General features: G+C 65.2%; 10 protein-coding genes. 7 read left to right on the top strand and 3 right to left on the bottom strand.

Going from position 1 to position 14,475, the window contains the following annotated elements; all coding sequences use genetic code 11:
- Nucleotides 1–184 precede the first annotated feature (184 nt).
- Genes ACJ8AT_RS16110 through uvrA form a run of 3 tightly spaced genes read right to left on the bottom strand, consistent with a single transcriptional unit; the run spans nucleotide 185 to nucleotide 4,824 of the window.
- Nucleotides 185–763, bottom strand: coding sequence for a hypothetical protein (locus ACJ8AT_RS16110; RefSeq protein WP_407738621.1), 579 nt, complete (start codon nucleotides 761–763; stop codon nucleotides 185–187).
- 11 nt (nucleotides 764–774) lie between these two features.
- A complete protein-coding gene (locus ACJ8AT_RS16105; protein WP_407738620.1) occupies nucleotides 775–1,881 on the bottom strand; it encodes an AAA family ATPase in 1,107 nt (368 codons plus the stop codon).
- Nucleotides 1,882–1,908: 27 nt separating this feature from the next.
- Entirely contained in the window at nucleotides 1,909–4,824 is a 2,916-nt protein-coding gene (uvrA, locus tag ACJ8AT_RS16100) for an excinuclease ABC subunit UvrA (protein WP_407738619.1), read from the bottom strand.
- 646 nt (nucleotides 4,825–5,470) lie between these two features.
- On the opposite strand from uvrA, the gene ACJ8AT_RS16095 reads away from it, so the two are divergent.
- The 7 genes from ACJ8AT_RS16095 (at nucleotide 5,471) to ACJ8AT_RS16065 (ending at nucleotide 14,399) form a co-directional block, all read left to right on the top strand.
- Entirely contained in the window at nucleotides 5,471–6,226 is a 756-nt protein-coding gene (locus tag ACJ8AT_RS16095; protein ID WP_407738618.1) for a hypothetical protein, read from the top strand.
- A complete protein-coding gene (locus tag ACJ8AT_RS16090) occupies nucleotides 6,223–6,840 on the top strand; it encodes a hypothetical protein (protein ID WP_407738617.1) in 618 nt (205 codons plus the stop codon). The genes ACJ8AT_RS16095 and ACJ8AT_RS16090 overlap by 4 nt, the downstream gene beginning before the upstream one ends.
- Before the next feature lie 20 nt (nucleotides 6,841–6,860).
- On the top strand, nucleotides 6,861–7,775 hold the full coding sequence (locus tag ACJ8AT_RS16085; RefSeq protein ID WP_407738616.1) for a DMT family transporter: 915 nt from the start codon (nucleotides 6,861–6,863) through the stop codon (nucleotides 7,773–7,775).
- A 203-nt stretch (nucleotides 7,776–7,978) separates the two neighbouring features.
- Nucleotides 7,979–10,948 carry a choice-of-anchor D domain-containing protein gene (locus ACJ8AT_RS16080; protein ID WP_407738615.1) on the top strand — a complete coding sequence of 990 codons (2,970 nt, stop codon included), beginning with the start codon at nucleotides 7,979–7,981 and terminating at the stop codon, nucleotides 10,946–10,948.
- A gap of 141 nt (nucleotides 10,949–11,089) precedes the next feature.
- Nucleotides 11,090–12,007: a metallophosphoesterase gene (locus tag ACJ8AT_RS16075; RefSeq protein WP_407738614.1), complete on the top strand. Its 918-nt coding sequence runs from the start codon at nucleotides 11,090–11,092 to the stop codon at nucleotides 12,005–12,007.
- A 78-nt stretch (nucleotides 12,008–12,085) separates the two neighbouring features.
- Nucleotides 12,086–13,402 carry an ATP-binding protein gene (locus tag ACJ8AT_RS16070; RefSeq protein WP_407738613.1) on the top strand — a complete coding sequence of 439 codons (1,317 nt, stop codon included), beginning with the start codon at nucleotides 12,086–12,088 and terminating at the stop codon, nucleotides 13,400–13,402.
- 151 nt (nucleotides 13,403–13,553) lie between these two features.
- Nucleotides 13,554–14,399: a hypothetical protein gene (locus ACJ8AT_RS16065; protein ID WP_407738612.1), complete on the top strand. Its 846-nt coding sequence runs from the start codon at nucleotides 13,554–13,556 to the stop codon at nucleotides 14,397–14,399.
- Nucleotides 14,400–14,475 lie beyond the last annotated feature (76 nt).

Here is a 14,475-nt window from a genome sequence, read left to right as displayed (position 1 = left end):
CAAGGACGGGAGCCTCCGTGCCTACCGCAGCGGTCAGGCCCACGTCCACCCCAGGTCCGATAAGGCCCCTGGACTGTCGGAATTCCGAGGAGCTTTGGGGCGAGCAGAGGGATGCAGATGTCCAGGCTGGCCGTACGGTGCCGCAGGCGGAGGCATTCGCCCGCATTCGTTTACCGATCAATGCTTATCGCTTGCGCATGGTGCGCTTCGAGCCTTTACTCGGAACTCTCCGAAGCCGATCAAACTCAGCCACTGCTTTCTTGAGGGATGGGACCGCTCCAGACGGGAGAGATTGCCGCCCTTTGAGAATCTTCGCGAACCGCTCCGCTGCGGGCATGTACTCACGCTCCTTGACCCGGTGCGGCCCATCCTTGTAGTCCGCCTGCTCGGTTGCCTCTGCGCGAGTTAGAAAATGCACCCAAGTTTCGAGGTGACGCCGCGGTACCCAGAATGCGATTCGCTCTCCTGCCTGTCTTGGCTTCAATCCTGCGGCATCAAGGCGCTTGGCGAGTTCGTTTTCCCGGCCCCCCTCGGGTTGTTTATCCGCGTCGATGAGCACGAATAAGGCTCGCTCTTTCTTTTTCCCGTTGCGATTGGCCTGGACCTCCGCAGAGTAGTGATTGAGTACGTAGGTGAAGGCAGACTCCTTCCCAGAGGGAGAGATGTTGAAGGCAATTTGATCCCGCCTCCAGCCACAAGTCACCAAGCATTTGTAGGCGAACCGGTAGTCCTTGAATCCCTCGCAGAGAACCACGACTTGCACGCGTCGGCCACTCATTCGAGCCACCCACGCGCTAGCAACTCGGAGATGGGGAGCCCGCTTTCGTCCGTAGGCACAGGCATGAGTTGAACTGGCCCACCGTTGGGGCGATCGAGCAGAAGCCCGTTTGAGGGAGCGAGGAGATCAATCAGCCCTCGATTGTGCGAGATGAGAAGCGCCTGACCGCCACCCTCTGTCTTCTCCATGAGGAGGTTGAGCCAAGGTTGGATTTCACGCGGGGAGAGGAATTCCTCAGGTTCATCTATGCAGAGAGTGGCGTCGTCTGGAACGGCATGAAGGAGTGTGTAGAGTACCACCAGCGCGCGCTGGCCCTCCGAAAGTTCCTCGAAACTGAAGGGGAGGAGTTCTGAACGCCGATGTGGCGAGGAGAAAAGGAACATCAGGATGTTGGTTTCTTTTCCCAGGGGCGCGAAATTGTAATTGAGGAACCCCTCAAGCACGATCCGCAAACTCTGCTTGAGCGTGCTCCTGAGCCTGGGACGGGCCTTGTGCATTGCCAGGAGCCACGAGGCGAAGTTGGCAAAGTCTGGCTGTAGGAAGTCGCCGCTGTGCTGTTTGGTAAAGGAGGTCAGCTTTGATGGAACAGGACGGAACACCCAGATACGGAAGATGCGGTCGATGACCCAAGCCAAGCGCTTCGAGCGGAGGTTGCGTGGGAGATTCGAGAGCGGTGAGAGCTTGTCGCCCGTGGGGAAGCGGTGAGTCCCACCCTTCTCATCCGCATAAATGGTGACCTCTTCCCGGGAAAACGCATAGAGCGACTTCCGTTCGTAGAGAATCTCTTCGCGCTCAACATGGCCGTTGTTGGTATGTTTGCTGTGACGGATTGCGAGCCGGTAGGTGTAGTCACCATCAGGCCCGCGGAACCCAAGTTCAAAGTGCTGCGAGGTTTGCCGTCCCCAGCGTGTCCGCGTTGAGTCTGGAAATAGCTCCGAGGCACTTTCTCCAGAAACGACGAGTTGGCGGATGTTCCAGAGGGTATCGAAGATGGTGCTCTTCCCCGCTCCGTTTGGCCCGATCAGGAGTGCGAGTGGCCCCGGCTCAAGGGTGACAGCCTGCTCGAAGCAGCGGAAGTTCTCGATGAGAAGGCGTGTGAGCATTCGGACCTCCCATCATAGCACTCTCTATCAAACCCGCGCTTGCGGTTCGTCCGGCTTCCATGTGGGCGGTGGGCTGAGAACCTCCACCCGTTGGCCTACTCGCTGCCGCCGCGCCTTCTTCAGCACGTGCTCCAGGTAGCGCCCGGTGTGGCTGTCCTCCACCTTGGAGACGTCCTCGGGCGTGCCCACCGCCAGCAGCTTGCCTCCGCCCGAGCCTCCCTCCGGGCCCAGATCGATCACCCAGTCCGCGCTCTTGATCACGTCCAGGTTGTGCTCGATCACCAGCACCGAGTTGCCCGCCTCCACCAGCCGGTTCAGCACCAGCAGCAGCTTGCGGATGTCCTCGAAGTGCAGGCCCGTGGTGGGCTCGTCCAGGATGTAGAGCGTACGCCCGGTGGCCACCCGCGCCAGCTCTCGCGCCAGCTTGATGCGCTGGGCCTCGCCGCCTGACAGTGTCGGCGAGCTCTGCCCCAGCCGGATGTAGCCCAGGCCCACGTCCTCCAGCGTCTGGAGCACGCGCATGATGTCCCTGTGCGCCCCGAAGTGCTGGATCGCCTCGCGCACGCTCATCTCGAGCACCTCGGCGATGTTCTTCCCCTTGTAGCGCACCCGCAGCGTGGCCTCGTTGAAGCGCTTGCCCTGGCACACCTCGCACGGCACGTACACGTCCGCCAGGAAGTGCATCTCCACCAGCTTCACGCCGTCGCCCTCGCACGACTCGCAGCGCCCGCCCTTGATGTTGAACGAGAAGCGCCCCGACGTGTACCCGAACGCCCGCGCCTCGGGCGTCAGCGCGAACACCTCGCGGATCGAATCGAACACCTTCGTGTACGTGGCCGGGTTGCTGCGCGGCGTGCGCCCGATGGGCCGCTGATCGATGTCGATCACCTTGTCCAGGTGCTCCATGCCCTGGATGGTCTTGTGCCGGCCTGGAACCTCGCGGCTCTCGTACAGGTGCCGCGCCAGCGCCGGGTAGAGGATCTCGTTGATCAGCGTGGACTTGCCCGCGCCGGACACGCCGGTGACGGCCACCAGCACGCCCAGCGGGATGTCCACGTCCAGGTCCTTCAGGTTGTTCTCCCGAGCCCCCAGGATGCTGATCTTCTGCTTGCCCAGCTTGCGCCGCTGCTCGGGGATCTCGATCTCCTTGCGCCCCGAGAGGTACGCGCCCGTGAGGCTGTCCTCGTCCTTCATCACCTGGGCCGGCGTGCCCTGGGCCACCACCTGTCCGCCCAGCTCGCCCGCGCCGGGGCCGAAGTCGACGATCCAGTCCGCCTCCTCCATCGTCTCCTCGTCGTGCTCCACGACGATGACGGAGTTGCCCAAATCCCTCAGGCGCTTGAGCGTGGTCAGCAGCTTGCCGTTGTCGCGCTGGTGCAGGCCGATGGAGGGCTCGTCCAGGATGTAGATGACGCCCGTCAGCTCGCTGCCCATCTGCGAGGCCAGCCGGATGCGCTGGCTCTCTCCGCCCGACAGCGTGGACGCCGTTCTATCCAGCGTCAGGTACCCCAGCCCCACGTCCACCAGGAACGACAGCCGGCTGCGGATCTCCTTGAGCAGCTCGGTGGCGATCTTCCGCTCGTTCTCCGTCAGCTTCGTGTCCGTGAGGAAGCGCAGCGTCTCGGAGATGGTCAGCTTGCTCAGCTGCACCAGCGAGTGCCCGTGCACCAGCACCGCGCGGCTCTCCGGCTTCAGCCGCTCGCCGTGGCAGGTGGGGCAGGGCTTGTCGCTGAAGAACTTCTGGTAGTACGTCCGCATGGACTCGGAGGTGGTCGTCTTGAAGCTGCGCATCAGCTTGTGGACCAGGCCCTCCCACTCCATCTTGTAGCGGCCACCCTCGCCCCACTCGACGGTGAACGTCTTGCCGTCCGAGCCGTACATCAGCGTCTTCTTCTCTCGCTCGGACAGCTTGGCGTACGGCACGTCCAGGGCGATCTTGAAGGCCTTGGCCAGGCTCTCCACGAAGTCCGCCGTCCAGCCCTCGCCCTTGTTCATTCCGCTGGCCCACGGCTCGATGGCGCCGTCGCGCACGCTCCGGGAGGGATCCGGGACGATCCGGTCCGGGTCCATCTCTGCCTTGGTGCCCAGGCCGTTGCAGTCGGTGCACATGCCCTGCGGGTTGTTGAAGGAGAAGGAGGCCGGCGTCAGCTCGCCGAACGACAGGCCGCAGAAGTGGCACGCGTTCAGCTCGCTCATGATGCGGTCGGCGCTGGGCGTCTCCGGATCCTCGGTGACGATCATCGTGCCCTTGCCCTCGCGCAGCGCCGTCTCTACCGAGTCCGTCAGCCGCGTGCGGAGGTCCGGCTTGAGCACCAGGCGATCGATGATCAGCGCGATGTCGTGCTTGGACTTCTTGTCGAGCTCGATCTTCTCCTCGAGGCTCTTGAGCTTGCCGTCGATGCGCGCGCGCGAGAACCCCCGCTTCTGCGCCTCGACGAGCAGATCCTTGTGCTCGCCCTTGCGGTTGCTGACGATGGGCGCCAGCAGCTGTACCTTGGAGCCGGCCGGGGCCTTGAGGATCTCGTCGACGATCTGCTGCGCGCTCTGCTTGCCGACCTTGCGTCCGCAGTTGGGGCAGTGCTGCACGCCGATGGAGGCGTAGAGCACGCGCAGGTAGTCGTGCACCTCGGTGACGGTGCCCACGGTGGAGCGCGGGTTGTTGCTGGCCGCCTTCTGCTCGATGGAGATGGTGGGAGACAGCCCGCGGAGGGTGTCGTACTTGGGCTTCTCCATCTGCCCGAGGAACTGGCGGGCATAGGCGGAGAGGCTCTCCACGTAGCGGCGCTGGCCCTCGGCGTAGAGGGTGTCGAAGGCCAACGAGCTCTTCCCCGAACCGGACACCCCGGTGAAGACCACGAGCTTCTTCTTCGGGATCTCCAACGAGACGTTCTTGAGGTTGTGCTCCTTGGCTCCACGGATGGTGATGACGTCGGGCTCGGACATAGTGTGCGCGCGGTCTAGCACTGAAAGGGCGTTCCGGTGGTGCACTTTCGTACGGTGGGCAGGTGAGAGTGCAAGAACACCCCGGCTCTTGAGGAGATTTCGGCGCAGGAGGCAGGCAGCCGGTCGAGAAAACGGGAACTTAGCGTTCTTCGGAACCCGGGAATTCCGGATGAGGCATGTGGTGGGGGTTCCTCTGTAGCGGCATAATAGGCGGAAGAGGAAACTTGCAGATGCCCATTTCTCCCGACCTGCTGTTCGAGCACTTGGTGCTCTATCAAGAGAAGATTGCTTACAGCCGAGCGCATGAACTCCTAGTTGGTCTTGTAAGAGGACCGTGGCTAGACAAGGTGCATTCGCCCGTGGTTGTCGCAGCATCCCAGCCATGCACGCCACGAACCGTTGATGAACTCCGAATTCCGTTGATGAACTCCGAATTGCGTTAGATGCGCTGATCGTCAACAAGGAGGGGGGCGAGCCGAGCGACGGGCATTTCGTTCATAAGTCGTATGACTTACAGCAGTGGCAAGCGCTCTTCAGTAATTGGTCTTTCTGTGCGCACGGAGAATACAACATTGTCAACCGCATCCCGCCTCGCAGACGCTGAACTTGCGAGCCGGAAACTCAAACTCAAAGGGTGGGTTGCGCGATGCTCTTGATAAAACAGATAAGACAAGGCTTATTGCTGTTGCTCGCATTGGGTTGTTCGTCACCGGGAGTTATCGATCAGGACATTGTGAGGCCCGGACCCGACGAGCCATATCTGGAGAAGATTCCGGGGCCACTGCTCAAGTCATTCAACTCTGTTCAGGATGCCCTGCTTGCTGCTTGTGATAAGATTATCGTGAAGCCGAACGCGGTCGCTGGGCGCAGGGATCAGCCAAATTTTGACATATATTGGCGAGTCGGGAGTGAATACTGTGCTTGGATTTATTACACGCCAGACCAGAAATATGAGCTCAGCAAGCTGACGGACCAGTCAAGAGTGGATCCTGCCAACAGGAGAAAGACGTGTCACCTGCCTCCGGTTGTGGAGGACCGGCGACACCCTCCTGAGAGCATCAAGTACATTTGTGCGCTTCACAATCATCTGTTTGACGATCCTGTTTCTCCCGATGATGTCAAGTATATTGTCTCGCAAGTGCACGACCATGGTTTTGAGAGCGAGACGAAAGATGGCGTTACCAGGCTTTCCACTGTGGTGTTCTTCTCGAATAATCGTAGTGCCCCGACTTGTGACGGCTTCTATCAGTACATCCCTGCAACCAGTCAGATATTGAAGTGGACTCATGAGCGGGAGGGATGGGGTTGCGAGCAGACTGGCCGTGTCATATGGTTGGAGGGTGATATGCAGTTCTCGATTGAGGAGATGCGTGCGCCGTGTCCCAAGGGGGCGATGCCATGAGGAAACTCCCTCTCCTGGCCGCGATGCTGCTCATGAGTTGCTTGCGAAACTCCTCCTCGGCACCAGAGAGACTGGAAGAAGATACGTCTATCGTCTTTCCTAAGTTCTATGAGCGCTTCCCGATCACAGTTGGCAAGCAAGGGCAATTGTATGAATTGGATGGCGTGACACTCCGTGCCATTGCAATTGCCGCGAATGATTTCATTCCTCCGCAGTCCAAGGAGCGGCAGTGCTGGGACAGGCAAGAGGCGCAGCTGTATCGGGTCATTCGTCAGGGGGATATTGTCTTCGTTCGCATTGACGGAAACCCCGAGTACTGCAAGCCCAAGCTGATCATGTTTGACTCAGGAGTTGAGTACGCCATCAGCGCGGACGGGCGCATCCTCCGCCGCCGGTTCGATGGTGAACCGAATGGGCCTCTTGGGCCAAGTGATGCCGGCACCCAGGAGTCTTTTGCGGAGCCGGTTCCTTACTCCAAGATAGGAGTGGGGAGCGACGAGCCTGTGGCGCCCCTGCCGGCGTTCTTGAGGCGGGATGGCGGAGTGCGCCCTGATGCGGGCCAGCCAGATGGGGGGCCCGAGGACGGGGGGGCATCGGCAGGGCCTTCAAAGTGAAGTAGGGTGCCCCCACTCCCATGACGGGCTTCGTCCTCCCCGAGCGCTGGCGTGGCCTGCCGCTGCTCGTCCTCTCCAGCTTCTTGTTCGCGGTGATGGCGCTGTTCGCCCGGATGCTCTCGGGCCAGCTGTCCGTGGGCCAGGTGGTGTGCGGCCGCTTCGCCGTGGGCTTGGTGTTCCTGGCCGGCTACTTCCCGGCCATGCGGCGCAAGCCCCGCTTCGGGCGGCCGGTGTTGTGGGCGCTGCGCGGCATCTTTGGAGGCACCTCCGTCTACCTCTACTTCGTCTGCATCGATCGGCTCGCCGTGGGGCCCGCTGTCCTGCTCAACTCGTGCTGGCCCATCTATGGCGCCATCCTCGGCTTCTTCTTCCTGGGCGAGCGCGTCAGCGGGAATCTGCTCGGGGGGCTCGTGGCCGCCACCGTGGGCGCGGGGCTCGTCATCTGGGGAACCTCCCTGGAGACGCCGACGCTCGCGTTCGGCGTGGGCGCGTGGGCCGGTGTGCTCTCGGCCGTCTTCAGCGGTGCGGCCGTCGTGGTCCTGCGCGCCCTGCGCAATGATACGGACGCGGCCACCGTGTTCCTCTCCTTCTGCTTCTTCGGGCTGCTGGTCGGTCTGCCCTTCGCCCTCGCGGATTGGCGGCCGCTCACCGCGCAGACTTCGCTCGTGCTGCTCGCCATGGGGATCAGCTCCACGGCGGGGCAGATGCTCTTCACCTACGCCATGGGCCATGTGAGCACGGCGCTCGGAGGCGTAGGCTCACAACTCACACCCGCCTTCTCGTGGGTGCTGGGCGCGCTCTTCCTCGCCGAGCCGGTGGCGCCCCTGGCCCTCCTCGGTGCGGCGGTGTGCGTGGGAGGTGTGCTCTGGGGAACGGGCCTGCTCGGCAAGCTGCTGGTTCCAGCGCCCAAACCGCTAGGGCGGCCAGGCACGTAAAGCAGGGACGGTTTCTTCCGTGTCGGGCAGGGCAGTCCGGAAAGAATTTCAGAGACCCGGGTCCAGGGTACTTTCTTTCCACCCGTGGTCCGGGTTTTTACCCACGCCGGGCTAGCCGTTTGCCTTGTCGACTCCTGGGCTTCTCACCATGGGCATTCCCGTTGCAACAGCTGACCCCGACGCAGTCTCGGGAGGCGGCGACTATGTGGGCACGTGGGTGGCGATTCCTGGCGGCGATGGCGTGCGTGGCGGCGGCGGCCGCCGGGTGTGATCGACAGAGTTCCAGCGGCAGGGGCGCTCGGGCTGCGTTCGCGGCTCGGCCCGAGGTGCTCGACTTTGGCCCGGCGGCGGTGGGCTCATCCAAGACGGCCAAGCTCCGGCTGGCCAACGAGGGCCGGGCGCCGCTGCGCGTGGAAGGCGCCACCGTCAGCGTAGCCAACGTGGAGGTGGTGCCCTTCGAGCCTTTCGAGCTGGACGCGGGCGGTGAGCATGAGGTGGAGGTGCGCTTCGCCCCCGAGGTGGAGGGCGCGGTGCAGGGCGTGGTGCAGCTCTTCACGGACGCGGACGCGGAGGGCAAGAGCGCTCAGGTGCCCTTCTCCGGCCAGGGCGTGAAGGCCTGGGTCGAGGTGAAGAGCCAGGCGCTCAACTACGGCAATGTTTCCCTGGAGACGGTGGAGGTGCGCAACCTGGTGCTCCACAACCCCACCAGCGTGGACAGCCCACTGCGGCTGGAGTTGACGGGCGCGGACGTCGATCAGTTCTCCTCGAGCCTGAGCAGCAAGGACGTGGTGCTGAAGGCGGGCCAGGACTGGTCCATCCCCATCGCCTTCAAGCCGTCGCGGCTGGGCTCGGCGGTGGCGGAGGTGCACGTGGCGGTGTGTGACGGGTGTGAGCCCGCCAAGGTCCCGCTCACGGGCACGGGCATCGCGTCCCAGCTGGAGATCTCCCCGGTGCGCTTGGACTTCGGGCTCGTGGCCCTGGGCGCCACCGCCGAGGAGAGCGTCATGGTGCGCAACCAGGGCACCGAGCCGATGACGTACACGGGCGCGAGCATCATCAGCGACTCGGCCGGCGTCTTCAGCGTGACGAGCGCGCAGGTGCCCACCAACCACATGCTCAAGCCCGGGGACGCGGCGGAGATCCGAGTGGCCTTCACTCCGAAGGCGCAGGGGCAGGTCCCCGAGGGCCGCGTGGAGATCCAGGTCCATACGGCCAACTCCACGGCGCCGGGCCCCAAGGTGGCCCTGGTGGGCATGGGCGGCTCTTCGTGCATCCGGGTGCAGCCGAGGGCGCTCGACTTCGGCGAGGTGGCGGAGGGCATGTCGGCCACTCGTCAGGTGGAGGTCACCAACCACTGCGCCGGCCAGGTGCTGCTGGGCGATCTGAAGATCGACGCGGTGAAGGGGGGCTACTTCACGCTGGCGCAGGCGCCGGCGAGCCTGCCCATCGAGCCCGGCAAGTCCGCCTTCGTGGGCGTCACCTTTGCCCCGCGAGCGGGAGCGGGTGAGAGCGCGGCGCGGATGGCCGTGACGACGCGCCTGGGCAACTCCTCCGCGACGGACGGCGTGTCCCTGACGGGGACGGGGAAGATCTTCCCGCCATGCCAGTACGCGCTGACGCCGCAGGTGCTGGACTTCGGCCGGGTGCCGGTGGGCTCGGAGGTGGCGCTGGGGGTGTCCCTGCGCAACACGGGCACCACGGCGTGCTACCTGTCTTCCATGCAGCTCGCGGCGGGCTCGGATGCGGTCTTCAGCGCCGCGCCGGTGCAGAGCTCCGTGCTGCAGCCGGGGGAGCGCTCCAGGCTGCTCGTCCGGTTCAAGCCGGATGCGGAGGCCACCTTCGGCGGACTGGCCGAGGCGTGGGTGAACCACACGACCGCGGGCCACCCCACGTGGACCGTGCAGGGCGAGGGCGTGCAGGGCTGCTTCACCCTGCAGCCCACGGACGTGGAGTTCGGCCTCGCCAAGCTGACCTGCGAGCCTCACACGCGGGATCTCATCGCCTACAACAAGTGCGCCGGGCCCATCACGGTGAAGGGGATGAAGCTGGAGCGTGACTCCGAGGAGTTCCAGGTCTCCAGCGAGGCCTCGTTCCCGGTGACGATGGAGGCCGGGGCGAACTTCAAGGTGCACGCGAAGTACGCGCCCACGGATGAGGGGCAGGATCTGGCGGCGCTGCGCTTCGATCTGGGCGAGGACGCCGTCTACACGGCGAGCCTCGTGGGCCAGGCCGCGCAGAACGCGGACAAGACCGACTCCTTCGTCCAGGAGATGGGCGCCAAGGTGGACGTGCTCTTCGTCATCGACAACTCGGGCTCCATGATGGAGGAGCAGCAGAGCCTGGGCGCCAACTTCTCGTCCTTCATGAGCGCGGCGCTCGAGTCCGGCGTGGACTACCACATCGGCGTCACCACCACGGGCCTGGATCCTTCCTCCGGTGGCTGGTCGCAGTGCCCCGGCGGCGCCGAGGGCGGTGAGAACGGCCGGCTCTTCCCGGTGGACGGCTCCAGCCCGCGCATCATCACTCCGCAGACGCCGAACGCGGGGGCGGTGTTCGCCAATAACACCCACGTGGGCGTGTGCCACTGGAACGAGCAGGGCCTGGATGGGGCCTACCACGCTCTGTCCGAGCCGCTGCTGCACAGCCTGGATGATCCGCGCACCCCGCAGCAGGGGGACGGCAACGGCGGGTTCCTCCGCCCGGAGGCGCGGCTGGCCATCATCTTCATCTCGGACGAGGAGGACTTCTCCACGCAGCCGGTGTCCTTCTATGAGACGTACTTCCGGTCCCTGAAGGACAATGATCCCAGCAAGCTGAGCATCTCGGCCATCGTCGGCCCCAGGGACTTGTCCACCTGCGCTACCGCGAGCAGCTCGGGCCTGCGCTACATCCAGCTCGCCGAGGACACCGGCGGCGTGGTGGAGAGCATCTGCACCCCGAACTGGTCCGGCTCGCTCGAGAACCTCTCGGACAGCACCTTCGGGCCCAAGCGCAACTTCCCCCTGTCGGACCTGCCGTCGGACCCCTCGAAGATCGGGGTGCGGGTGAACGGCGCGGACGTCACCGCCGGGTGGCACTACGACGCCGGGACCAACTCCGTCCTCTTCGACGCGGGCGCGGCGCCTGCGGCCGGGGCCTACGTCGAGATCACCTACCCGCTGGGCTGCCAGTGACGGGGTTAAAGGCCTGAGCTTCCTGGGGACGTTCCGAGAGGGGCGTCCCCATCATTATTTTCGCTTTTCACTGTTTCTGCACAGGTAGGGGAAATCGTTCTCGACATAGGGGTTGGGGCGCGGCAGTTTCAAGGGCGGACGATGCCTCCAGATTCCCTCCTCGTGGTCGGCGTGGGAGACATCCATGGTCGCTTCCACCGGGTGGAGGCGTGGATGGATGCCCTGGAAGCGGCGCGCGGTCGGCCCGTGGACCTGGTGCTGGCGGTGGGCGATGTAGAGGCGTTCCGGCGCGCGGATGATCACCGGCGCAAGGCGGCCAAGCGCGGCATGCCGGCCGAGTTCGCCGAGTACGCGGACGGGCTGCGGCGGATGAAGCGGCCGCTGTACTTCATCGCCGGCAACAACGAGGACTTCGATGCGCTGCACGACGGGCGGGAGGGCTTCGAGCTCGCGCCGAACGTGCACTACCTGGGACGGGCGGGGATGCGGCAGCTCCAGGGGCTGCGCGTGGCGTACCTGTCCGGAATTCACGCCCCCCGGTTCTTCGAGCAGCCGCTGAAGCGGCCCACGTCGCTCGACACGGCGAAGCAGGCGGGCTACTTCCGGGCGCCCGAGGTGGAGAGCGTCTCGAGCCTGCGGGACGTGGATCTGCTGCTGGTGCACGAGTGGCCTCGGGGAATCGTTCAGCGGGCGCGGGACGAGGGCCTGCCCACCGCGCGCCCCTTGCCGTCCTATTGGATTGGCAACCCCATCACCCGGCGGTTGGTGGACACGATCCGGCCGCGGTGGGTGCTGTGCGGGCACTCGCACAAGGCGTTCGCGGTGTCGCTGGGCGGCGAGGGCCACCGCCCGGTGTCCCGGATCGTGTGTCTGGATCAGGCGGCCCGGCCGGACGAGGCGGTGTTCTGGCTGGAGTACGAGGGCCGGGAGGCCGTGCGCGGCGGCTGGGGCCTGTCCGGCGAGGTGGCCTGGAAGGCGGGGGAGCCGTGGTCCCTGCTGCGCCTGCCCGCCGCGGCGCCCGGTGCTCCTTCAGGCGACGATGAGATGGATCCCGACTGAGCTCACGGGGCGAGAGGCTCGGCCGAGGAGGCCACAGCGCCGCGGATGGAGCGGTGCACCGAACCGCGGGGGAGGCTGATGAAGAAGGCCATCGGTGGAATCCTGGCGCTGAGCGCCCTGGTGCTCATCCTGGGCATCACCTCCCTGCTCCTGCTGCACTGGGCAGCGACGAGTAAGGATCAGGTGTTTCGTCAGCAGGTTCAGGATCTCCTCAGAGCCCAGGAGCTGGACGCCGTGAGCCAGCGGGCGGCCTCCATGTATCGCAGCTACCTGCTCTCCGCAGAGGAGAGCCAGCGCGTTGAAATCGAGCAGGTGCGCATGCGCTTCCGCGCGCTCCTGGCCAGCATCGAGCAACTCAACGCGAACCACCCCGAGGCCCAGGCGCTTCTGCGGGAGATCCGCCAGCTCTCTTTCGATCTCGAGGAGCGCTCGATCCGGCTCGTCGAGGATCGCGAGCGCGGGGCCCCCTTGGAGCAGCTCGCCAGCCATGTGGGGGCCGAGCTCCTGCCGAGGCGAAGGCTGCTGGATGCGACGATCGCCCGGCTCATCTCGCTGGAACAGGCAGAGCTCGAGCAGGCAGAGGAGGCCAATGTTCGAGCCGTCGATGTCGCCATCGATCTGACGTGGGCCATCGTGCTCGGCGCCGTTGTGCTGGCCGCGGGGCTCATGTGGACGCTCATCCGGAACGAGCGGGCCACCCGCCGGGCCATGGTGTTCGAGCGGCAGCTCGTAGGGATCGTCACCCACGATCTGCGCAGCCCGCTGTCGGCCCTCCTGCTGGCCACCCGCACGCTGATGCAAAAGGAGGAGGCTCGCCCGCTGGTGAAGACGCTCGACCGCATCGAGCGAAGTGCCCGGCGCATGGAGTCCGTCACCCATCTGATGTTGGACTTCACCCGGGCCCGCCTTGGCGCGGGCATCCCCGTGGTCCTGGTGGCGGTGGACCTCCAGGTGCTCTGCCATGAGGCCGTTGAGGAGGCGAGGACCGGCGCTCCGGAGAGAGCCCTCCAGGAGGAATACTCAGGCGACCTGCGTGGCCAGTGGGATGCGGCCCGCCTGGCGCAGGTCTTCGCCAACCTGCTTCAGAACGCGCTGAAGTACAGCCCTCCGGATACGCCGGTCCGGCTCCGGGCCTCGGCGCTTGAAGGGAGCGTGCAGGTGGAGGTCCATAACCAGGGAACTCCCATCCCGCGCGAGCTGCTGCCCAGGCTCTTCGAGCCCTTTCGAACCGGGCCTCAGACGGAGGGCACGGTCAGGGCGAGCCTCGGCCTGGGGTTGTACATCGTCCGGGAGCTCGTCGAGGCCCACGGCGGCACCATCGCGGTGCAGTCGGAAACGGGCATGGGCACGCGCTTCATCCTCACGCTTCCCCGCACGCAGAGGGCAGGGCGGTAGCCCCCGTGATGGGGCGTTGGCTCCATTGCCGCCCGCACAGGCCGTGGAGCATGGGACTGGCGACGTTGAGCGCGTGCCTGGAACCCTGTGCGTCATCGATTGCCCGCTGCCGCTTCCCTAGCGTGGATGCCTCCTTTCCTGGAGGTGCGGGATGCGATGGCGGCAAGCAGGGGCGCTGCTGATGGCGGTGTTGACGGGCTGTGCGAGTACGCCGCGAGCGCTGTACTCGGAGGTGGACCCCTACGAGGCGGAACTGGCCGCCGCGCGCTACGAGCTGCATGTGCTTACCGCCGACAGTGGGCAAGCCGAAGCGGTGGAGGTGCGCCGGGAGGATTTCCAGCGGGCAATGCGAGAGCTGGCACGGACGGTGCGCTCTTCCGAGCCGCCCATGGAGACGGGGCGCTTGCTCATGGAGGGAGGGCTGCAGGCCGGGTTGCTGGCGGAGGTGGAGCATGGGCGGGTGGTGCGGCTGATGCCGTTGGAGGAGGCCAGCCCGTTGGAGGCGGGCTCCGCGGCGGAGCTGAAGCGCGAGTACCTGAAGCTGTGCCAGCGGGAGTACGGCGGGGGAGATTGCCTGGGGTTGTTGACGGACGGGCCCACGCTGACGCGCGAGGACCTGCGCACGCTGGGGCTGGCGCTGGCCTTCAAGGGCGTACTCAAGGAGACGGGCGTGGCGCTCAAGGGGATGGTGTCGCCTCAGGCGCTCGTGGCCATGATTGCGTGGACGTGCTGCTTCTACCTGCTCTTGTGGCTGTTGCCCGAGCCGGCCTCGAAGTTGCTCGCGGCGGGGCTGACGGTGGCGCTGCTGGCGTGGCTGCCGGTGCACACGCTGTGGAGCTTGATGGACGGGTGGGGGCAGCTGGTGCACGAGGTGGATCGGGCCACGCGCTACGAGCAGATCGAGCAGGCTCATGGAGCGCATGTTCCGGGGGCAGTGGGTCGAGAAGATGCTGAGAGACGAATTCCCAGCACTTCGCTGGAGCAAAACCGGCGTTGACGCAGTTGATCCTGCCACAGGGCTCAAGTACGAGGTGCTTTCAGGTACCATCAGTAACATGGAGTTGCACGGGCGG

It is taken from the genome of Hyalangium sp., assembly GCF_045802625.1.
GTDB lineage: Bacteria > Myxococcota > Myxococcia > Myxococcales > Myxococcaceae > Hyalangium.
The sequence above is the reverse complement of the archived record's forward strand: the minus strand, read 5'-3'. Positions and strand labels throughout refer to the sequence as shown.

Excerpts from the sequence above, each read along its gene's own strand:
- ACJ8AT_RS16080 (WP_407738615.1), top strand. The coding sequence starts at position 7,979 with ATGTGGGCACGTGGGTGGCGATTCCTGGCGGCGATGGCGTGCGTGGCG.
- ACJ8AT_RS16075 (WP_407738614.1), top strand. The coding sequence starts at position 11,090 with ATGCCTCCAGATTCCCTCCTCGTGGTCGGCGTGGGAGACATCCATGGT.
- ACJ8AT_RS16070 (WP_407738613.1), top strand. The coding sequence starts at position 12,086 with ATGAAGAAGGCCATCGGTGGAATCCTGGCGCTGAGCGCCCTGGTGCTC.
- uvrA (WP_407738619.1), bottom strand. The coding sequence starts at position 4,824 with ATGTCCGAGCCCGACGTCATCACCATCCGTGGAGCCAAGGAGCACAAC.
- ACJ8AT_RS16105 (WP_407738620.1), bottom strand. The coding sequence starts at position 1,881 with ATGCTCACACGCCTTCTCATCGAGAACTTCCGCTGCTTCGAGCAGGCT.
- ACJ8AT_RS16090 (WP_407738617.1), top strand. The coding sequence starts at position 6,223 with ATGAGGAAACTCCCTCTCCTGGCCGCGATGCTGCTCATGAGTTGCTTG.
- ACJ8AT_RS16085 (WP_407738616.1), top strand. The coding sequence starts at position 6,861 with ATGACGGGCTTCGTCCTCCCCGAGCGCTGGCGTGGCCTGCCGCTGCTC.
- ACJ8AT_RS16065 (WP_407738612.1), top strand. The coding sequence starts at position 13,554 with ATGCGATGGCGGCAAGCAGGGGCGCTGCTGATGGCGGTGTTGACGGGC.
- ACJ8AT_RS16095 (WP_407738618.1), top strand. The coding sequence starts at position 5,471 with ATGCTCTTGATAAAACAGATAAGACAAGGCTTATTGCTGTTGCTCGCA.